Annotated in this window: 17 protein-coding genes; 5 read left to right on the forward strand and 12 right to left on the reverse strand. The window is 67.8% G+C overall.

Translation table 11 applies throughout. The features are described 5' to 3' along the window. The 5 genes from KGQ91_RS16830 to glcD form a co-directional block, all read right to left on the reverse strand. A partial coding sequence (locus KGQ91_RS16830) for a hypothetical protein (protein ID WP_224421369.1) occupies window positions 1-178 on the reverse strand: 178 nt, incomplete at its 3' end. A 75-nt stretch (window positions 179-253) separates the two neighbouring features. Further along, window positions 254-655 carry a heme-binding protein gene (locus KGQ91_RS08975; RefSeq protein WP_224420809.1) on the reverse strand — a complete coding sequence of 134 codons (402 nt, stop codon included), beginning with the start codon at window positions 653-655 and terminating at the stop codon, window positions 254-256. A gap of 166 nt (window positions 656-821) precedes the next feature. Beyond that, window positions 822-2,060 carry a glycolate oxidase subunit GlcF gene (gene glcF / locus KGQ91_RS08980; protein WP_224420810.1) on the reverse strand — a complete coding sequence of 413 codons (1,239 nt, stop codon included), beginning with the start codon at window positions 2,058-2,060 and terminating at the stop codon, window positions 822-824. A gap of 1 nt (window position 2,061) precedes the next feature. Continuing rightward, the gene (glcE, locus tag KGQ91_RS08985; protein ID WP_224420811.1) at window positions 2,062-3,177 is read right to left on the reverse strand and encodes a glycolate oxidase subunit GlcE; all 1,116 of its coding nucleotides are present in this window, start codon (window positions 3,175-3,177) and stop codon (window positions 2,062-2,064) included. Window positions 3,178-3,186: 9 nt separating this feature from the next. After that, window positions 3,187-4,686 carry a glycolate oxidase subunit GlcD gene (gene glcD / locus KGQ91_RS08990; RefSeq protein ID WP_163647638.1) on the reverse strand — a complete coding sequence of 500 codons (1,500 nt, stop codon included), beginning with the start codon at window positions 4,684-4,686 and terminating at the stop codon, window positions 3,187-3,189. 262 nt (window positions 4,687-4,948) lie between these two features. Here glcD and glcC point away from each other — a divergent pair, with 262 nt between their 5' ends. The 3 genes from glcC to KGQ91_RS09005 all read left to right on the forward strand — a co-directional run bounded on the left by glcC (window position 4,949) and on the right by KGQ91_RS09005 (window position 7,940). Next, complete coding sequence (gene glcC / locus KGQ91_RS08995; RefSeq protein WP_163647637.1) at window positions 4,949-5,725, forward strand: transcriptional regulator GlcC; 777 nt, start codon at window positions 4,949-4,951, stop codon at window positions 5,723-5,725. A gap of 150 nt (window positions 5,726-5,875) precedes the next feature. Beyond that, complete coding sequence (locus KGQ91_RS09000) at window positions 5,876-6,856, forward strand: bile acid:sodium symporter family protein (protein WP_224415407.1); 981 nt, start codon at window positions 5,876-5,878, stop codon at window positions 6,854-6,856. 97 nt (window positions 6,857-6,953) lie between these two features. Beyond that, window positions 6,954-7,940, forward strand: a complete 987-nt coding sequence (locus tag KGQ91_RS09005; RefSeq protein WP_224415406.1) for an aldo/keto reductase — start codon at window positions 6,954-6,956, stop codon at window positions 7,938-7,940. Window positions 7,941-8,031: 91 nt separating this feature from the next. Here the strand turns inward: KGQ91_RS09005 and KGQ91_RS09010 are convergent, their stop codons facing one another. Next, window positions 8,032-9,729, reverse strand: a complete 1,698-nt coding sequence (locus KGQ91_RS09010; protein WP_224415405.1) for an L-lactate permease — start codon at window positions 9,727-9,729, stop codon at window positions 8,032-8,034. A gap of 373 nt (window positions 9,730-10,102) precedes the next feature. Between KGQ91_RS09010 and KGQ91_RS09015 the strand changes: the two genes are divergently transcribed. Beyond that, window positions 10,103-10,807, forward strand: coding sequence for a glutathione S-transferase N-terminal domain-containing protein (locus KGQ91_RS09015; protein ID WP_163647634.1), 705 nt, complete (start codon window positions 10,103-10,105; stop codon window positions 10,805-10,807). Between the two features lie 77 nt (window positions 10,808-10,884). On the opposite strand, the gene KGQ91_RS09020 is transcribed toward KGQ91_RS09015, so the two are convergent. The 4 genes from KGQ91_RS09020 to KGQ91_RS09035 form a co-directional block, all read right to left on the reverse strand. Continuing rightward, window positions 10,885-12,180: a hypothetical protein gene (locus tag KGQ91_RS09020; RefSeq protein WP_224415404.1), complete on the reverse strand. Its 1,296-nt coding sequence runs from the start codon at window positions 12,178-12,180 to the stop codon at window positions 10,885-10,887. 194 nt (window positions 12,181-12,374) lie between these two features. Further along, window positions 12,375-14,402 carry an FUSC family protein gene (locus KGQ91_RS09025; protein WP_224420812.1) on the reverse strand — a complete coding sequence of 676 codons (2,028 nt, stop codon included), beginning with the start codon at window positions 14,400-14,402 and terminating at the stop codon, window positions 12,375-12,377. 7 nt (window positions 14,403-14,409) lie between these two features. Further along, window positions 14,410-15,276 (reverse strand): efflux RND transporter periplasmic adaptor subunit, encoded by an 867-nt coding sequence (locus tag KGQ91_RS09030; protein WP_224420813.1) that lies wholly within the window; start codon window positions 15,274-15,276, stop codon window positions 14,410-14,412. Next, complete coding sequence (locus tag KGQ91_RS09035; RefSeq protein WP_224415401.1) at window positions 15,276-15,497, reverse strand: DUF1656 domain-containing protein; 222 nt, start codon at window positions 15,495-15,497, stop codon at window positions 15,276-15,278. Before KGQ91_RS09035 ends, KGQ91_RS09030 begins: the two co-directional genes overlap by 1 nt. 215 nt (window positions 15,498-15,712) lie before the next feature. On the opposite strand from KGQ91_RS09035, the gene KGQ91_RS09040 reads away from it, so the two are divergent. Beyond that, window positions 15,713-16,933 carry an ABC transporter substrate-binding protein gene (locus tag KGQ91_RS09040; protein ID WP_224420814.1) on the forward strand — a complete coding sequence of 407 codons (1,221 nt, stop codon included), beginning with the start codon at window positions 15,713-15,715 and terminating at the stop codon, window positions 16,931-16,933. A gap of 143 nt (window positions 16,934-17,076) precedes the next feature. Here the strand turns inward: KGQ91_RS09040 and KGQ91_RS09045 are convergent, their stop codons facing one another. Then, window positions 17,077-18,030, reverse strand: coding sequence for a branched-chain amino acid ABC transporter permease (locus KGQ91_RS09045; RefSeq protein WP_224420815.1), 954 nt, complete (start codon window positions 18,028-18,030; stop codon window positions 17,077-17,079). Next, the gene (locus tag KGQ91_RS09050; protein WP_224420816.1) at window positions 18,030-18,899 is read right to left on the reverse strand and encodes a branched-chain amino acid ABC transporter permease; all 870 of its coding nucleotides are present in this window, start codon (window positions 18,897-18,899) and stop codon (window positions 18,030-18,032) included. The genes KGQ91_RS09045 and KGQ91_RS09050 overlap by 1 nt, the downstream gene beginning before the upstream one ends.

Genomic DNA, 18,899 nt, shown 5'->3' on the forward strand with positions numbered 1-18,899 from the left:
GGCGATCGCGCTCGGCGAGCAGTGCGCGGTTGGTGGGCGCGAGGTCGTGGACCAGGGCATCGACGCCGGCCCAGAAGGCCTCGGGGTCGACGCCGGTGCCGGGCAGGGCCTCGTCGGTGATGAAACGGTCGAGTTCGGCGGCCACCTGCAGGCGGTGGCGGGTAACGCGGTCGGTCATGATCGGTCTCCTTGTCCGATAGACGCTGATGCACCGCCGGGGCGGGGCATCAGCGCCGTGGCGAAGTGAACGGCCTCAGGCCAGGGCGGCGACGCCTGCCTTGGCGACCTGCACGTCCTGGTCGGGCTTGACGCCGGACACGCCGACGCTGGCGATGACCTGGCCGTCCTGGATCACCGGCACGCCGCCGGACAGCAGCGCCTGCATCGGCGCGGTGGTGAAGGCGATGCGGCCGTTGTTGATCATCTCCTCGAAGGCCTGGGTTTCCTTGCGGCCGATGGCGGCGTTGCGCGCCTTCTCGGTGGCCACACCGGCGGAGAACGGCGGTGCGCCGTCCATGCGCCGCAGACCCAGCAGATGGCCGCCGTCATCGGCGACGGCGACGGTCACCGCCCACTGGTTGGCCTCGGCTTCGCTCTGGGCGGCGTCGAGGATGGCGTTGACGTCCTTGAGTTCGAGTACGGCTTTGCTCTGCATGGTTGCTCTCCTTTTCCTTCGCATTGTTTCAAGTTCGGTGAATTCGAGGCTGAACGTGGCGAGCGACGGCTAGGCAAGGCAGGCATCGTTCGAGCGGCGGAGTTGACTGTAGTCAATGAGCAAGCTCGAGCGATGTCTAACACAGCCTGGCCTAGGCGCAGCCCGTTCAGGCCGGATTCAGTGCCTCGTCGACAATCTCGATCCAGTGCCGCACCGACGTCCGCCCCGCGCCGTCCAGGTGCGTCTGGCAGCCGATGTTGGCGGTGACGATCAGCTCGGGGTTGCCGGCTTCCAGATTGTCGAGCTTGTTGTCGCGCAACTGCCTGGCGAGTTCCGGCTGGGTGACCGAGTAGGTACCGGCGGAGCCGCAGCACAGGTGGGCGTCCTGCACCGGGGTCAGCTCGAAGCCGAGCCGGGTCAGTACCCCCTCGACCGCACCGCCGAGCCGCTGGGCGTGCTGCAGGGTACAGGGGCAGTGGAAGGCCAGTCGCCGGCTTTCCTTGACGTCGAGGGCGTCGAGATCCTCGTCGCGCAGGATCTCCGACAGATCCCGGGCCAGGGCGCTGACCCGCTCGGCCTTCTCGGCGTAGGCCGGGTCGTCGGCGAGCATGTCGGCGTATTCCTTGACGAAGGCCCCGCAGCCGCTGGCGGTCTGGACGATCGCCTCGACCCCGTTCTCGATCGCCGGCCACCAGGCGTCGATGTTGGCGCGCATGCGCGCGCGTCCGGCGTCCTGGGCGTTGAGGTGGTAGTCGATGGCACCGCAGCAGCCGGCCTCGGGGGCGGGTGTCAGGCCGATACCCAGACGGTCGAGCACCCGCGCGGTGGCGGCATTGGTGTTGGGCGACAGGCCCGGCTGCACGCAGCCCTCGAGAATCAGCATCTGACGGGCGTGCTGCTTGCCGTCGGGACGCTTGCCGGCATCCATCGGGCGCGCCGGCATCTTGTCGCGCAGCGCTCCCGGGACCAGCGGGCGGAACGTCTGGCCCAGTGACAGCAGTGCCTTGAAGCGCTGCGGGTCGACCAGCGCTTTGCGCAGCCCAAGGTGCAGGATGCGCTCCCGAGGCGTGCGGCCCACGCGGCGATCGACCTCGGCGCGGCCGATGTCGAGCAGCTTGTGGTACTCGACGCCGGAGGGGCAGGTGGTCTCGCAGTTGCGACAGGTCAGGCAGCGGTCCAGGTGGAGCTGGGTCTCGCGGGTGACCTGGTCGTCGTCATCCGGGCTCTCGAGCAGTTCCTTCATCAGGTAGATGCGCCCGCGCGGCCCGTCGCGCTCGTCGCCGAGCAGCTGGTAGGTGGGGCAGGTGGCGTTGCAGAAGCCGCAGTGCACGCAGGTTCGCAGGACCCGGTCGGCTTCGCGGATGTGCGGTTTCGCCAGATCGGCGTCGGTGAACTGTGTCTGCATGTCAGAGGCCCTCGTAAAGCCGGCCGGGGTTGAAGATGCCGTTGGGATCCAGCTTGGCCTTGAGCTGCCGGTGATACTTGGCGACGACCGGCGAGAGCGGCGTGAAGGGATCCCGGGCGCCGCCCTGGGCCTGCGGCGTGTAGCAGGTGGCGTGACCGCCGGCGCGGGCGACGGTCTCGCGGATCGTCTCGGCATCGGCGGCGCTCTTCAGCCAGCGCTGCGCGCCGCCCCAGTCATAGAGCACGTCGCCGTCCAGCGCCAGGGTCGGTGTGTTGTTGGGCAGCGAGAGGCGCCACAGGGTGCGGCCGTCGTCATCGCCGAAGAAGGCCAGGCGCTGCTCGCGCAGGTCGTCCCAGAAGGCGGCTTCCAGGGTGTCGCCGCCCAGGCGCTCGGCGGTGGCGGCCACCGAGCTGGTGCCGCCTTCCAGGCGCAGGTGCAGGGCGCCGTCGTGCCAGGCGGCGGCGGTCAGCGGCAGCGGCTGGCGGCCCCATTCGGCGAGGCGTTCCAGCGCCGTCTCGACGGGCATTTCCAGGCGCAGGCTGCGCGTCGCGGCGGGGCGGGGCAGGACCTTGAACGAGACTTCGGTCAGCACGCCCAGGGTGCCCTGGGCGCCGACCATCAGCCGCGAGAGGTCGTAGCCGGCGACGTTCTTCATGACTTCGCCGCCGAAGCGCAGCTGCTTGCCGTCGTGGGTGATCAGCCGGCAGCCGAGCACGAAGTCGCGCGCGGCGCCCGCCCAGGGGCGGCGAGGGCCGGAGAGGCCGGTGGCGACGCTGCCGCCGACGGTGGCATCCGGGCCGAAATGCGGCGGCTCGAAGGGCAGTCGCTGGCCCTCGGCATCGAGGGCGGCCTCGAGCTCGGCGAGCGGGGTGCCGGCGCGTACCGAGACCACCAGCTCGACCGGGTCGTAGTGGACGATGCCGCGATGCTCGGTCAGCGACAGCGTCTCGCCCTCGACCGGCCGGCCGTAGAAGGCCTTGGTGCCGCCGCCGGCGATACGCAGCGGCGTGGCGTCGGCGTCGGCGCGGCGGACCTGCTCGCACAGCTGTTCGGCGATGTCCTGGCCGCGTTCGGCCTGAACGGGATGCGCGTCCTGTTCGTGATGGGTACGGGTCATGATCGTTCCTCAGAAACGCGGAAGGTCCGGGTGCGGCAGCTCGCCCTTGTGCACGTGCATGGCGCCGAACTCGGCGCAGCGCTGCAGGGTGGGGATGTTCTTGCCGGGGTTGAGCAGTCGGCTGGCGTCGAAGGCCGACTTGACGGCGTGGAACACGCTCAGTTCGTCGGGCTGGAACTGGCTGCACATCTGGTTGATCTTCTCGCGGCCCACGCCGTGCTCGCCGGTGATGCTGCCACCGGCCTCGACACACAGCTCGAGGATCTTGCCGCCGACGTCCTCGGCCAGCTCCAGCTCGCCGGGCTTGTTGGCATCGAACAGGATCAGCGGATGCATGTTGCCGTCGCCGGCGTGGAAGACGTTGGCCACCGGCAGGCCGGACTCCTCGGAGAGCCGGGCGATGCCCATCAGCACGCGGGGCAGCTCGCGGCGCGGAATCGTGCCGTCCATGCAGTAGTAGTCCGGGGACATGCGGCCCACCGCGGGGAAGGCGTTCTTGCGCCCGGCCCAGAACTTGGCGCGTTCGGCGTCGTCGCGGGCCTGGGCGATGTCGGTGGCGCCGGCGGCCTCGAGCACGCCGCGCACCGTGGCGCAGTCGTCGTCGACGTCAGCCTCGACGCCGTCGAGCTCGCAGAGCAGGATCGCCTCGGCCTCGGTGGGGTAGCCGGCCTTGACGAAGTCCTCGGCGGCCTTGATCGCCAGCTTGTCCATCATCTCCAGCCCGCCGGGGACGATGCCGGCGGCGATGATGTCGCCGACCGCCTTGCCGGCCTTCTCGACGTCGTCGAAGCTGGCCATCAGCACCTTGGCGCTCTCCGGCTTGGGCAGCAGCTTGACGGTGATCTCGGTGATCACGCCGAGCATGCCCTCGGAGCCGGTGAACAGCGCCAGCAGGTCGAAGCCCGGGGCATCGAAGGCCTCGGAGCCCAGCGTCATGCGCTCGCCCTCGATGGTGATCACCTCGATGCGCAGCACGTTGTGCACGGTCAGGCCGTATTTCAGGCAGTGCACGCCGCCGGCGTTCTCGGCGACGTTGCCGCCGATCGAACAGGCGATCTGCGACGAGGGGTCCGGGGCGTAGTAGAGCCCGTGGGGAGCGGCGGCCTCGGAGATCGCCAGGTTGCGCACGCCGGGCTGGACCCGGGCGGTGCGGGCGTCGGGATCGATATCGAGGATGCTGGCGAAGCGCGACATGACCAGCAGCACGCCCTGTTCCAGCGGCAGGGCGCCGCCGGACAGGCCGGTGCCGGCGCCGCGGGTCACCACCGGTACGCCGAGCGCATGGCAGCGGCGCATCAGGGTCTCGACCTGGTCGAGGGTGTGGGGCATGGCCACCAGCATCGGCAGCACGCGGTAGGCGGACAGGCCGTCGCACTCGAAGGGGTGCAGATCCTCCTCGCGGTGCAGCAGGGTCATGTCCGGCAGCGCCTGCTGCAGGTCGTCCAGGACGGCGGCCTTGTCGACGCGGGTCAGCGCGCCGTCGAGCTGCTCGTCGTAGAGAATGTTCATCGCTCACTCTCCGTTCATCGCGCCGGCGAGTCGCCGGTCGGGGCAGTCACGGGGACCGGTACGGGAGCCCGTCCGATTGTCTTGGCCCTAAATCTGCGCGTTCTCGCCTCGACTGTCCAGTTTTTGGTATGCTGGTAATACCAGTAATTGGTCTAATTTATGAAAACTGTTTCCAGCTATTCAATGGGAGATCGAACGATGCCAGGGCATCCAATTTTCGAGCCTGACCCAAGGTCCGGACGGTGGTTCGGGAGGAGCTGAGATGGTCGCCTATTCCACGCATCAGGGTAATCGACGCATGGCCGACACGGTGGCCACCCAGATCGAGGAGTTGATCCTCGACGGGGTGATCCGTCCCGGCGAGCTGCTGCCCTCGGAGCGGCGCCTGTGCGACAAGCTGGGCGTGTCGCGGGCCTCGCTGCGCGAGGGACTCAAGGTGCTGCGCGGCAAGGGCATCATCGATACCCGCCAGGGGCGCGGTTCGGTGGTGGCGCGGTTGATCCCGCCGCGCGACGACAGCCCGCTGATGCACCTGTTCCGCGATCATCCGCGTACCCTCTACGACCTGCTCGAGGTACGCACGCTGCTCGAGGGCGAGTCGGCACGGCTGGCGGCGCTGCGCGGCACGCCGGCGGACCGGGTGATCATCACCCGGCGCTACGAGGAGATGGTCGACTATGTGCGGGGAGCCGACGAGATCAATGTGGAGCGTCTGGCGCGGTTCGACCACGGCTTCCACCTGGCGATCTGCGAGGCGTCGCACAACCCGGTGCTGGTCTACACCCTGCAGGGGTTGACCGACCTGCTGCTGAGTTCGGTGTTCGCCTCGGTCAAGAACCTCTATCATCGGCCGGCGCCGCGGGAGCAGATCAACCGCCAGCACGAGCGGCTGTTTCGGGCGGTGATCGATCAGGACCCCGACCGGGCGCGGGAGGCGGCGCTCGAGCATCTGGCGAGCATCGGCGACAGCCTGCGCGAGATCGAGGCGGAGGATGAGCGGCTGGTGCGCTCGGCGATGCGTCTGGAGACCTGGGAGTGAGCAGGGCAGTCGCAAGTGGATCGGGTGAGGGGGGACAGATTACTCCGAACGATAGCGCTAACTGCGATAGCCCTGTGGGAGTGAGCGGGTGACGCGACGCCGGGGCGCCGGGCAGGCTATCATGTCGCCCTTTGCCCCGACGGAGTCGTCATGTCCCTGCTTCGCCGCCTGCCGATCGACCGCTTCCTGCTGATGTTGCTGGGGGCCGTGCTGCTGGCCTCGCTGCTGCCGGTGCGCGGCGAGGCCGCCGTCGCCTTCGCCTGGCTGACCAAGCTGGCGATCGCCGCGCTGTTCTTCCTGCACGGCGCGCGCCTGTCGCCCCGAACCGTGCTCGAGGGGCTGATCCACTGGCGGCTGCACGCCACCGTCTTCGCCGCCACCTTCCTGCTCTTTCCGCTGCTGGGCGCCGTCATTACCTGGCTGACGCCGGCGCTGCTGCCGTCCTCGCTGGCCATGGGCGTGATGTTCCTGTGCCTGCTGCCCTCCACCATCCAGTCGTCGATCGCCTTCACCTCGATCGCCGGGGGCAATATCCCGGCGGCGATCTGCTCGGCCTCGGCGTCGAACATCCTGGGCATGTTCATCACGCCGCTGCTGGTAGGGCTTTTGATGTCGGCCGAAGGCGGCGGGGTATCGATGCAGGCGCTGGGCGCCATCCTGCTGCAGCTGCTGGCGCCCTTCCTGGCGGGGCAGCTGCTGCAGCGCTGGATCGGCGAGCGGGTCGTGCGCCACAAGGCGCGGCTGGCGCTGGTCGATCGCGGGGCGATCCTGATGGTGGTCTACCTGGCCTTCAGCGAGGCGCGCGTCGCGGGGCTGTGGGGGCAGCTGTCGCCCGCGGCGCTGGCGGTGATGGTGGCCATCGACATGCTGCTGCTGGCGGCGGTGCTGGTCATCACCACCCTGGCCAGCCGCTGGCTGGGCTTTTCCCGGGAGGACGAGATCACCATCGTCTTCTGCGGCTCCAAGAAGAGCCTGACCAGCGGGGTGCCCATGGCGCACGTGCTGTTCCCGCCGGCGCTGATCGGCAGCATCATCCTGCCGGTGATGCTGTTCCACCAGATCCAGCTGTTCGTCTGCGCGCTGCTGGCGCGCCGCTATGCCCGCCGGGCCGAGAGCGCCCCGCCGCGATAGCTCCGCGTCGACCGAGGCCGGCGACCGCAGGGCGGATTCGCCGGTGTTTTTGCCGGCCTGCTATGGTTAAGCCCTGTCCACTCACAGGAGGGTCACCATGGACTATCGTCGTCTGGGCCGTACCGGGCTCCAGGTCTCGCCGCTCTGCCTGGGCACCATGACCTACGGTACCCCGCAATGGCGCGACTGGGTGCTCGACGAGACGCAGAGCCGGCCGTTCATTCAGCAGGCACTGGATGCGGGGATCAACTTCTTCGATACCGCCGACATGTACTCCGACGGCGAGTCGGAGCGGGTGGTGGGGCGCGCCCTCAAGGATTTCGCCCGGCGCGAGGAAGTGGTGGTCGCCACCAAGGTCTACAACCCCACCGGCAACAAGGGCCCCAACGAGCGCGGGCTGTCGAAGAAGCACATCCGCCATGCCATCGATGCCTCGCTGACGCGGCTGGGCATGGACTACGTCGACCTCTACCAGATTCACCGCTGGGACTACGACACGCCCATCGAGGAGACCATGGAGGCGCTGCACGAGGTGGTGCAGTCGGGCAAGGCGCTCTACCTGGGGGCGTCGAGCATGCACGCCTGGCAGTTCGCCAAGGCGCAGCGGGTGGCCCGGGAGAATGGCTGGACGCCATTCTCCACCATGCAGCCGATGGTCAACCTGATCTATCGCGAGGAGGAGCGGGAGATGATCCCGCAGTGCCTCGACCAAGGCGTGGCGGTGATCCCCTGGAGCCCGCTGGCCCGCGGCATCCTGGCCGGCAGCAAGCCGGTCGGCAGCGAGGGCGAGACCACCCGCGCCCGCAGCGATGCGCAGATGCGCCAGTGGAATCTGGGGCTGGAGCGCGACCGGCCGGTGATCGAGGCCCTCCAGGCACTCGCCCGGGAGAAGGGGGGCTCACCCGCCCAGGTGGCGCTGGCCTGGCTGCTGCAGAAGCCCGGCATCACCGCGCCGATCATCGGCGCCAGCAAGTCGCATCATCTCGATCAGGCGCTGGGCGCGCTGGATCTGACCCTGAGCGAGGCGGACATCGAGCGCCTCGAGGCACCCTATGTGCCGCACGAGGTCGTGGGATTCCGCTGAGCGGCGTGCCGTACCGCGGTATCGCTCCGTCCCGAAACGACAACGCCCCGGCCACTGGCCGGGGCGTTGCGCGTTCGGCGCGGGAGCGGGATCAGCCGCCCAGCAGGCCGTCGGTCACATGCAGCCCGTAGAAGGCGATCAGGCCGATGATGCCCGCGAACAGCACGTAGTAGAGGGTCGGCAGGATGGTCTTGCGCAGGGTCACGCCCTCGCGTCCCAGCAGACCCACGGTGGCCGAGGCCGCCACCACGTTGTGGATGGCGATCATGTTGCCGGCCGCGGCACCCACCGCCTGCAGCGCCACCATCATGCTGGTGGACAGGCCCAGTGCGCCGGCGACGTTGAACTGGAAGTCCGACAGCATCAGGTTGGAAACGGTGTTGGAACCGGCGATGAAGGCCCCCAGGGCACCGACGGTGGGCGCGAACAGCGGGTAGATGTCGCCCACGCTGTCGGCCACGAAGCGGGCCATGGCCACCGGCATGGACACCAGGTCGGAGCCGTTGACGCCGGAGTTGATCAGGATGCGCACCATCGGGATGGTGAACAGCAGCACGAAGCCGGCGCCGAGCAGGGTGCGGGTGGACTCGTGGAAGGCGGCCTTGACTTCACTGCCGCGCATGCGGTGCAGGCCGATGGTCAGCAGCACCACGAACACCAGGATGCCGCCCGGCAGGTACAGCGGCTGCAGGCTGCCGGAGATGCCGGTCTCGCCGAGGATGTTGCTCCAGCCGAGGCTCGCCGAGGTCAGGGCGTCCTTGAGCGGGGCGATGGTCCGCGAGAGCACCAGGAAGACGGCCAGCAGCACGTAGGGCACCCAGCCCATGAACACCGAGATCGGCGTGCGATCGGTGACCTCGTTGGCCTTGATCTCGAGGTCGCCGTGCCATTCCTCGGGCCAGCGACTGACCTCCGGGAAGTCCCAGGTTTCCTTGGGCAGCAGGAAGCCCTTGCGCGCCGCCGGCACGACAATCGCCAGGCCGACCATGGCGCCGATCATCGACGGGAACTCCGGCCCGAGCAGCACGCCGGCCAGCATGTAGGGCACCACGAAGCAGACCCCGGCGAACAGCGCGAACGGCGCGATCGCCAGGCCTTCACGCCAGGAGCGGTTGGCACCGAAGAAGCGCACCATGATGGTGACCAGGATCAGCGGCATGAACAGGCCGATGATGCCGTGGGTGATGGCGACCTCGGAGGTGATGAGGTGGTAGTAGTGATCCCAGCTGGAACCGTTGGCGGCCAGTTGCTCGCTGATGCCGGACTTGTGGAGGCCGCCGGTGACGCCCACCACGATCGGCGTGCCCACGGCACCGAAGGAGACCGGCGTGGACTGGATCATCATGCCCACGACCACGGCGCCCAGTGCCGGGAAGCCCAGGGCCACCATCAGCGGTGCAGCGACGGCGGCCGGGGTGCCGAAGCCGGAGGCGCCTTCGATGAAGCAGCCGAACAGCCAGGCGACGATGATGGCCTGGACGCGACGGTCCGGGCTCACGCCGGAGAAGCCGTTGCGAATCGCGGCGATCCCGCCGGAGTGCTTGAGCGTGTTGAGCAGCAGGATGGCGCCGAAGATGATCCACAGGATGGCGACCGTGAGAATCAGGCCCTGGAATGTCGACGCCAGCACGCGTGTGAACGTCATGTTCCAGGCGAACAGGCCGATCAGGGCGGTGACGACGAAGACGACCGGCATGGCGGTCCGCGCGGGCAACCGGAAGCCGATCAGCAGTATCCCCGCCAGCAACAGCGGTAGAAAGGCCAGAAGCGCGAGTAACGATTCATTCATGAGGCACAGTCCCTCTTGTTGTTGTCCAGCGCCAGGCTGGGCATGGCACGACCAGAAGCGAAGGTTTCGGCAGGCTTGCCGCGCTGCCGGGAGCAGCAGGTCTGGCACGATAATCAGGAATCGTCGGCTTTGCCATCCTTGGAAAATTGGTTTGACCAATAGTGCCGAGCACTGGTAATACCTCTTTATATCAAATAAATCAGTAGCTTAAATAGAAAATCCGGAGTCCGGGCAGACCGCGGAGTGGGCAGGATTGGTCAATTTATTCGACTAATAGATGATGCCTCGGCCGAATCCGCCCGCCACCATGGCGTGTCTCGGCGCAGGATGGTAGCGTTCCAAGCATTCACTGGAACGGCGCGACGAGGACACCATGACACGGATTCTTTACGACCTTTGCGGCATTGACGAAGGGCTGCGTTTTTCACCGTACTGCTGGCGCGTGAAGTACGCCCTGGCGCACAAGGGACTGGCGTACGAGACGCGCCCCTGGCATTTCACCGACAAGGAGATGCTGGCCTTCTCCGGTCAGGGCAAGGTGCCGGTGCTGGTCGATGGCGAGGAGACCGTCGTCGACAGCTACGAGATCTTCCGCTACCTGGATCGGGTCTATCCCGAGGCGTCGCTGCTGGGCGGTGCGGACGCCGAGGCCCGGGCGCGCTTCTTCAAGTTCTACGCCGAGCGCAACCTGGCGCCCGCCATCATCAAGACAGTGATGATGGACCTGTTCAATGTCGTGGCCCCGCAGGACCGTGAGTACTTCCGCGAGACGCGTGAAAAGGCCTTCGGACGCACGCTCGAGGAAGTCCACGCCCCGAGTCGCGGGCTGAGTCAGCTCGATCAGGCGCTGGAGCCGATGCGTGCCCGCCTCGAGGAAGCCGAGTTCCTCGACGGCCAGGCGCCCGCCGCCGCCGACTACCTGGTATTCGGTGCCTTCATGTGGGCGCGCACCGTCTCGGCCGCCGACCTGGTCTCCAATGCCGACCCGGTCTACGGCTGGGTGGAACGCATGCTCGATCTGCACGGTGGCCTGGGACGCAATGCCAAGCGGGTCGTCGACGTCGAGGGTGCCTACTGAGCCTGGTGCGTCCATGAAAAAGCCCCGCTCGGGAACGAGCGGGGCAAGGGAGCTATCGCGGTAACGTCACGCGGGCGTCAGAAGGTCAGCCCGAAATGCGTCTGGACGCTGGTGTGCCAGTTGTCGTCCACCGGCGAGCCGAAGTAGTTCAGGCCGTTCTTGTTGGCGATGATGTCGAACCAGGCGTAGTAGGGCCCGGCGGTCACCTTCATCCCCAGGTCGTTGAGCATGGGATTGTCCATGTTGCCGTAGCCGCCGTTGATCGGCGAATAGTCGTTGGCGGCATCGATGACACTGAAGTCGTTGTAGAAGTAGAGGTTCTCCACCGGCCCCCAGTTGACGTCCATGCTGTAGGCCAGACTCGCCGAATAGGTCTCGCCCTTGGCCGGGATCAGGTAGTTGAAGCCGAACGCGCCGACCTGCAGGACATTGTCGGAAATGCCCGAGACCGATTCCGCCGGGTTCTCGGCGTTGTACTCGTAGGTGGTGGCCTGCAGCAGGGTCAGCCAGTTGCCGTAGCTGCCGCTCAGGCCCAGCGCCGCCTGCCAGTTGTCGCCGCTGTCGCCGGTCCGCGTGTTGTAGAGCTGACCGCCCTTGGCCGAGAGGTTGACCTCGGTGGTGTAGTCGCTGCCCTGGCCGAAGGTATAGGCGACACGGCCGGCGAGCTGGTTCTCTTCCGTGTTGCCCTGGGCGCTGTTGCCCACGGCGTTGGCGCCGTAGTGCTCGTTGTCGTCGCCGAGCTGGTCGCTCTTGAAGAAGGCCAGCGAGGTGTCCCAGGCACCGGCACTGTGGTCCCACTTGATGCCGGCGTTCTGGTTGTCGTTGAAGCCCGCCAGATAGGGCAGGTTGCCGTACCAGCCGAGATAGCCGTAGTCCATGTTGCCGAACGGCGTCTGCACCAGGCCGAGCTTGAGCATGTCGTTGCCGTCCAGCTCGTAGCCCAGCCAGCCGTGGTGCAGGAAGCGATAGCCGTTGTAGAAGCGGTACTGCAGCGAGTACTTGTACTGGTCGTAGCCGCCGTCGACGCCCAGGTTGAACTTGCCGAAGTCGAGGTCCCCACCGGTATCCTTGTCGCGCTCGCTCCAGTCGTTGAAGGTCGCGCCGAACTCGAGCTGGCCGTTGATCTCGGTGCGCTTCATGGCCTCGAGGATCTGGCTGTTCTCTTCGGCCAGCTGCCGGGTTTGCTCCGACTCATTGGCGGAAGCCTGGCTCTGCTGCTCGTCGAGCTGACTCTGGAGCTGCTGGATTCTGGCGCGCAGCTCCTGCAGCTGGCGCTGCACGTCGGTGTTGCTGGTCTGTTGTGCCAGCGCCGGCGTGGCCAGCGTGAACAGCGTGGTGGTCAGCCCAATAACCTTGAATGATCTCTGCTTCACGGTGTTCTCCTTGCGTGAATCAAGTGAAAACGGGCCTTGTCAGCCCTGTGTGATGCCGATTGTCGTTGTCAGGCGACAGCAGGGTAACAGATATTTGTTGTGGTTATGAATGCTTCGCTATTGATTTGCCTGGAAACTATGTGGTCCCGCCGTGGCCGGCAATGGCCTTCATTATAGGCAGGCAGCGAGGGCAGTCATCGAGCGTCGGGCCGGGCCTCGGCGATGCGCCGGGCCTGCTGCTCGAGCGACAGCGCCAGGCGTTCGAGCATGCCCTCGATCAGGGCGAGGCGTTCGTCGGGGAGGGCGTGGTACCGGCGAGCGGCGTCGAGCAGGGCCGAGGCCGCGTCGCTCAGGGCCGGGCAGGAGCGACCCGCGGCACAGGCCCGATAGGCCTGTGCCAATGCCTGCTGGTAGGCCTGGCGCGGTTGGCGAAGCTCGGGAGTGGCGTCCAGCCACTGGCGCAGGCGCAGCCCGCTGACGCCCAGATCCAGCCCGGTGAGGCCCAGCGCGAAGAGGTGGCGCTGGTCGATGGGCAGCATGTCGTCGTGGCGGGCGAGGGCCAGCAGGCGATCGGCCATGCGGCCGCTGAACAGCGACTCGGCCTCGTTCAACGGGCGCTGATCCAGGTGCCGCAGATCCCGCGAGATGGCGCCGACCAGCCGCCGGCGCCGCAGCGTGGCGCCGAGCCCCGGCAACAGGCGGAAGCTCATCACCACCACGGTCAGGCCGATGATCACCGCCACCGCACGATTGGCGAAGCTGTCGAAGGAAAAGTCCATGCCGTTGCCGGGCATGGTCAGCAGGATGTTGAAGATGGTGAAGGCCAAGCAGTAGCCCATCATGCGCGGATGGCCGGCGCCCAGCAGGCCGAGGAACAGCGGGGTACCGAAGATCATCGCGAGCATCGGGAAGCCGCTGGCCTGGGCCAGCAGCACGTGGCCGAACAGGAAGGCGCTGGGGATCGCCGCCAGCATGCCCTTGTAGAACATCAGCGTGATGGCCACGGGGTTGTCGCGGCTGGCGAAGAAGGCCGAGAACAGGGTGCCCAGCAACATGGCCACCTGACCGCTCGACCAGTGGGTCAGGATCCAGAAGGTCGCCAGGCCGGCGAAGACCAGCCCGGCGCGCAGCGCGTTGACGCCGGCGGCGAGGTGGTCGCGATGCCAGGACAGCCGGCCGCTGCGCAGCTGCCGGTCGCCCGGGGTGATGATGGCGGCCCGCGCATCGAGCATGACGATGGCGTGGCCGAGCAGGTCGCGCACGCCCAGCACGATGCGTCGCTGCAGCGGCGAGCGGTGCTGCTCGTCGAGTGCCAGTGCCCGGTGGCGCAGCGTCTGCAGGCGGCGACGCGCGGCCGGCACACCGTCGTCCGCTTCGGCATCGCGAAAGCCGCGGGCGCACTCGGCGGTCAGGGCACGCACGTCGTCGTCGAGGCGGTCGCCGCGGTCCCCGAGCAGGTGATGCATGGCATGCAGGGTGGCGAGGAAGCGCAGCGTGCGGCGGGTCAGCACGTGGGTGGCACGCACCCGCCCCTTGCCCGCGGGCCCTTCGTAGCGGGCCGCCTGGCTGTCGGTCTCGAGCTGGGTCAGCGGGCCGAGGCTGCCGGTCAGCGACGCCTGCAGTGCCGCGTGATCGTCGCTCGCCTCGAGGCGCTGGGCGGCCTGCACGAAGGCCTGGTTGATCACGGTGTTGGCCTGCTCGGCCAGATGGTCGCGCATCTTGGTCGGCCACAGCAGGGCACTGACCAGCGTCGCGCAGATCGCGCCCAGCCCCAGCTCCGAGAGCCGGGAGACCGCCACGTCGAAGACGCTGGCCGGATTGCTGCCGGCGATCACCACGATCAGCATCGCCGTCACCGCCGCCATGATGCAGCCGTAGGAAAAGTTGTTGCGCAGCAGCGAGCTGCCGTAGGCACAGAGCATGATCCAGGCGGTCAGCGAGGCCAGCGCCGGCACTCGCGCCTGGACGAACAGGGCCATGATCGCGATCCCCGCCAGCGCGCCGATCAGCGTCCCGCCGATCTGGCACAGCCCCTTCTCGACCACCATGCCGCTCATCGGGCGGATCTGCAGGAAGGCGGCCGAGATCAGCGCCCAGTAGGGGCGGTCGAGATCGAACCACAGGGCCAGGTAGAGCGCCAGGAACATCGCCAGGCTGGCCTTGACGGCGAACTTGACGGCACTGGCCGTCGGCGTGAGATAGGCTTCGAGCAGCGGCGGCATGAGCGGCTCAGTGCGCCTCGTCGCCGAGGATGCGCACCGTCGCCGTCATCCCCGCGCTCAGCAGGGTCCCCTCGGGTACCGTGTCGAGGGCGATGCGCACGGGGATGCGCTGGGCGAGGCGCACCCAGTTGAAACTCGGCTGGACGCGGGGCAGCAGCTCGCTGTTGGTGTCGGTGTTGGCGTTGGCGATGCCGCGCCCGATGCCGGCGACGTGGCCGCGCAGCCGGGTATCGCCGCTCATCAAAGTCACCCGGGCCGGGGCGCCGACCCGGATGAACGGCATCTTGGTCTCCTCGAAGTAGCCGGTCACGTAGTAGGAGTCGTCGGCGACCAGCGCCATCACCGGATTGCCGGCGGTGACGTAGTTGCCGGCATTGAGGTGCAGGTTGAGGATATGCCCGGAGACCGGGGCCTTCACGGTGGTGCGCTCGAGGTCCAGCCGGGCGCTTTCCAGGTTGGCCCGGGCCTCGGCCAGGTTGGCTTCGGCGACCCGGGTGTTGATGCGGGCGATCTCCTGGTTCTCGGCGCTGATCGACTGGCGGCTGAGGCGCTGGCGGCGCGACTGCTCGTGGCGCTTGAGATCCAGCGTCGCCCGGCGCTGCTCGACCATGGCCTGCGCCTTGTCGACCGCGGCCTGGTAGCGGGCGTCGTTGATGGTGAACAGCACCTCGCCCTCTTTCACGGCGGCGTTGTCCTGCACGGCCAGGGTATCGACCCAGCCCGACACGTCCGGGGCGATGGTGATGATGTTGGCGCGTACCCGGCCGTCGCGGGTCCAGGGCGTGTACAGGTAGTAATGCCACAGCCACAGGCCGGCGGCGATGGCGGCGGCGACGATCAGCAGGGTGACGAGGATGCGCAGCGGCTTTTGCATCAGGGGGCCGTTCCGTTGGCAAGGGAGAACATGAAGGCGATGGCGGCGGTGAGGATGACGAACAGCGCGGCATCGAACCAGGCCTCGTACCAGAGTACCTGCTGGCCGAGGAAGCGATGCAGCAGGTTGCGCGTCACCACGGCGCAGACAAAGCCCAGCAGGGCATACAGCAGCAGCGGGCTGAAGTAGATGCCACCCACGGCGATTTCCTGAAGTCCCATGGCCTCTCCCGGTGCTCGCGACGCCCAGTGCGCCATCCCATGGTAACAAGCGACGGCGCCCCGCGCTCCCGGCGGCGAGCGTTGACAGGGCGACCCCGTCGCGCTTTGTGTCTTGTCGGGCTCCCGCTTATGCTGGAGCCGCGTGAATGTCAACGAAGGGTCACGCCTGCCGATCGACAATCAACAATCAAGGGTCTGCAATGGAGGCATATTCCATGACCGTCAAGAAACCGCTTGTCGCCGCCGTTTCCGCTCTTGCTCTGACGAGCAGCCTGTCGGCGCTGGCCGCGCCGATGAAGATCGGGGTGCTGGTCCCGCTGACCGGCGACCTGCAGAGCTACGGCGAGCCCGCGCTCAAGGCCACGCAGCTGGCCGCCAAGGAGATCAATGCGGCCGGTGGCGTGATGGGCGAGGATGTCCAGATCGCCAGCGGCGATACCCAGACCTCGCCGCAGCCGGGGGTGTCCGCGGCCCAGAAGCTGGTCAACGTCGAAGGGGTGAGCGGCATCATGGGCGCGCTCTCGAGCGGCGTGACCATCCCGGTGGCCCAGAGTGTCTCCAAGCCGGGCAAGATCCCGCAGATCAGCAGCGCCTCGACCTCGCCGGTGATCACCTCGCTCGACGATGGCGACTTCCTGTTCCGCACCGTGCCCTCGGATGCCTTCCAGGGCGTGGCGCTGTCGCAGATCACCGCCGACAAGGGCTACAAGACGGTCAGCATCATCTACATCAACAACGACTACGGCAAGGGGCTGGCCGAGGCCTTCACCACGGCATTCGAGAAGCAGGGCGGCAAGGTCGCCTCGACGGTCGCCTACGAGAAGGGCCAGCCGGCCTATCGCGGCGAGCTGCAGCAGGCCGACAAGGGCGATCCCGAGGCGCTGGTGCTGATCGGCTATCCGGAGAACGGCCAGACCATCCTGCGTCAGGCGTTGGAAGGGGGCTACTTCCGCAACTTCGTGTTCACCGACGGCATGAAGGCCCCGGAGCTGGTCGAGAACCTGGGCGCCGAGTACCTCAACGGCTCGGTGGGTACGGTGCCGCAGGCCCGCGACGACTCCCCCGGGGCGCAGCATTTCAGCACCGCCTATGAAGAGGCCTACGGCGCGGTGCCGCCCAAGCCCTACCTGGACACCGCCTATGACGCCTTCTACCTGATGGCGCTGGCCGCCGAGGCCGCCGGTTCCACCGATGGCGTGGCGATCCGCGATCATCTGCGCGAGGTCGCCAACCCGCCGGGCGAGCAGGTCGGTCCCGGCGAGTTCGAGAAGGCGGTGAAGCTGCTCAAGGCGGGCAAGGACATCGACTACGAGGGGGCGTCCGGTTCGGTCAACTTCGACGAGAACGGTGACGTGCCGGGCACCTTCGGCGAGTGGACCTTCGAGGACGGCAAGATCGTCACCAAGCGCATCTTCGAGCCGACGATGCCCAAGTAAGGCGCCGTGACGCGACGGTTGGCGGCATGGGCCGCCAGCCGCCGCCACGTGTACAACGCGAAGCCCCGGCCATGGTTCCATGGCCGGGGCTTTCTGATGGCCTGCAGGCTCAGCCCGCCCGAGAGCGGTACTGAGCCAGCCGCCTATCGGGAGCGACGCTGCCGGGCGATCAGGCGGGGCGGCTTCTCGGGGAGCAGCCCCTGCGGGCGCAGGACCAGGATGACCTGCAGCAGCACGCCGATCAGCAGCACGCGCAGCGCCGCGCCCTGGGTGGCGTGTTCGGCCGGCAGCATGTCGGTGAACAGCTCGGTGACCGACCAGATGCCCCAGACCACCACCGCGCCGAGGATGGCGCCGCGGTTGTTGCCGCTGCCCCCGGCGATCAGCATGACCCAGACGATGAAGGTGCCGTAGAGCGGGCGGAAGGCTTCGGGGCTGAGGAAGCCGAAGAAGTGGGCGTACAGCCCGCCACCCAGGCCCATGATCGCCGAGCCGAGCACGAACGCCTGCAGGCGGAAGTTGGCGATGTCCTTGCCGGCCGCCGCGGTGGCCGGCTCGTTCTCGCGGATCGCCCGCAGCACGCGGCCCCAGGGCGAGGCGTAGGCGCGCTCGACCAGGAAGTAGACGCCGACCACGAACACCACCACCACCAGCAGGTAGCCCAGCGGCGTGTCCAGCGGGGTGCCCTGCAGCGGTCGCGGAATGCCGGCGATGCCGCGCACGCCGTTGGAGAGCCAGTCCTCGTTCTTGATGAACAGCCGAATCATCTCGGCGATGCCGATCGAGGCGATCGCCAGGTAGTCGGTGCGCAGGCGCGCGGTGATCAGGCCGATGATCACGCCGATGATCGTCGAGGCGATCACGGCGCCGCCGAGACCCACCAGGAAGGGCAGGCCGAAGCCCCCCAGATAGGCGGGGCTGCCGGGGGTGGTGAGGATGGCGCTGGTGTAGGCGCCCACCGCGAAGAAGCCGGCGATGCCGATGTTGAACTGGCCCGTGAAGCCCCACTGCATGTTGAGGCCCAGGGCGAGCACGGCATAGACCCCGGCGAAGGTCAGAAACGAGACGAGGTAGGACGCGATGCCGGTGAGTTCCATCAGACTGTCCCCTTGAAGATGCCCTGCGGACGCAGGATGAGCATGCCGACCATGATCGCGAAGGCCACGGCGGGCTTGTAGGCGGCGGGGATGATCAGCGTCGACATCTCCATGGAGACGCCGATGATCATGCCGCCGGCGATCGCGCCGTAGGGCCGGCCGATGCCGCCGAGGATGGTGGCGGCGAAGACCGGCAGCAGGGCGCTCCAGCCCATCACCGGGTGCAGGCGCGTGTCGATGCCCAGGAACACCCCGGCCGCCGCGGCCAGGGCGCCGCCGATCACCCAGGTGACCATGATCACCCGTTCGGCGGGGATGCCCGAGACCAGCGCCAGGTCCATGTTGTCGGACATGGCGCGCATCGCCTTGCCCAGCCGGGTGCGGGTCAGGAACAGGTGCACCGCCATCACCAGCCCCAGCGAGATCAGCACGATCCACAGGTGATCGGGCTTGAGACGGATGCCGCCCAGCCAGTCGAGGCGCCAGGGGAACTGGATGCCGGTGGCGTAGCTCTGGTTGTCGGAGCCCCAGATCAGCTGCACCAGGCTGCGCAGGATCAGCGCCATGCCGAACGAGGCGATCAGCAGGATCACCGGCTGGGTGCGGCGGATGCGTCGGTAGAGCACCTGGTCGATGAACACCGCGACCACCGCCATGCCGACCATCGCCGCGGGCAGCGCCCACCAGGCGCTGAGCCCGAAGGCGGAGATGAAGGTCAGGCCCAGGTAGGCGCCGAGCGTCATGAAGTCGCCGTGGGCGAAGTGGGCGAAGCGCAGGATGCCGAAGATCATCGACACGCCGATGGCGCCCATGGTCAGCACGCTGCCCAGCACCAGGCCGTAGACGAGCAGTTGCAGGATATCGGTCAT

This window comes from Modicisalibacter tunisiensis (assembly GCF_020148005.1).
In the GTDB taxonomy this organism is placed as follows: Bacteria; Pseudomonadota; Gammaproteobacteria; order Pseudomonadales; family Halomonadaceae; genus Modicisalibacter; species Modicisalibacter tunisiensis.

Excerpts from the sequence above, each read along its gene's own strand:
- KGQ91_RS08975 (WP_224420809.1), bottom strand. The coding sequence starts at position 655 with ATGCAGAGCAAAGCCGTACTCGAACTCAAGGACGTCAACGCCATCCTC.
- glcF (WP_224420810.1), bottom strand. The coding sequence starts at position 2,060 with ATGCAGACACAGTTCACCGACGCCGATCTGGCGAAACCGCACATCCGC.
- glcE (WP_224420811.1), bottom strand. The coding sequence starts at position 3,177 with ATGACCCGTACCCATCACGAACAGGACGCGCATCCCGTTCAGGCCGAA.
- glcD (WP_163647638.1), bottom strand. The coding sequence starts at position 4,686 with ATGAACATTCTCTACGACGAGCAGCTCGACGGCGCGCTGACCCGCGTC.
- glcC (WP_163647637.1), top strand. The coding sequence starts at position 4,949 with ATGGTCGCCTATTCCACGCATCAGGGTAATCGACGCATGGCCGACACG.
- KGQ91_RS09000 (WP_224415407.1), top strand. The coding sequence starts at position 5,876 with ATGTCCCTGCTTCGCCGCCTGCCGATCGACCGCTTCCTGCTGATGTTG.
- KGQ91_RS09005 (WP_224415406.1), top strand. The coding sequence starts at position 6,954 with ATGGACTATCGTCGTCTGGGCCGTACCGGGCTCCAGGTCTCGCCGCTC.
- KGQ91_RS09010 (WP_224415405.1), bottom strand. The coding sequence starts at position 9,729 with ATGAATGAATCGTTACTCGCGCTTCTGGCCTTTCTACCGCTGTTGCTG.
- KGQ91_RS09015 (WP_163647634.1), top strand. The coding sequence starts at position 10,103 with ATGACACGGATTCTTTACGACCTTTGCGGCATTGACGAAGGGCTGCGT.
- KGQ91_RS09025 (WP_224420812.1), bottom strand. The coding sequence starts at position 14,402 with ATGCCGCCGCTGCTCGAAGCCTATCTCACGCCGACGGCCAGTGCCGTC.
- KGQ91_RS09030 (WP_224420813.1), bottom strand. The coding sequence starts at position 15,276 with ATGCAAAAGCCGCTGCGCATCCTCGTCACCCTGCTGATCGTCGCCGCC.
- KGQ91_RS09035 (WP_224415401.1), bottom strand. The coding sequence starts at position 15,497 with ATGGGACTTCAGGAAATCGCCGTGGGTGGCATCTACTTCAGCCCGCTG.
- KGQ91_RS09040 (WP_224420814.1), top strand. The coding sequence starts at position 15,713 with ATGACCGTCAAGAAACCGCTTGTCGCCGCCGTTTCCGCTCTTGCTCTG.
- KGQ91_RS09045 (WP_224420815.1), bottom strand. The coding sequence starts at position 18,030 with ATGGAACTCACCGGCATCGCGTCCTACCTCGTCTCGTTTCTGACCTTC.
- KGQ91_RS09050 (WP_224420816.1), bottom strand. The coding sequence starts at position 18,899 with ATGACCGATATCCTGCAACTGCTCGTCTACGGCCTGGTGCTGGGCAGC.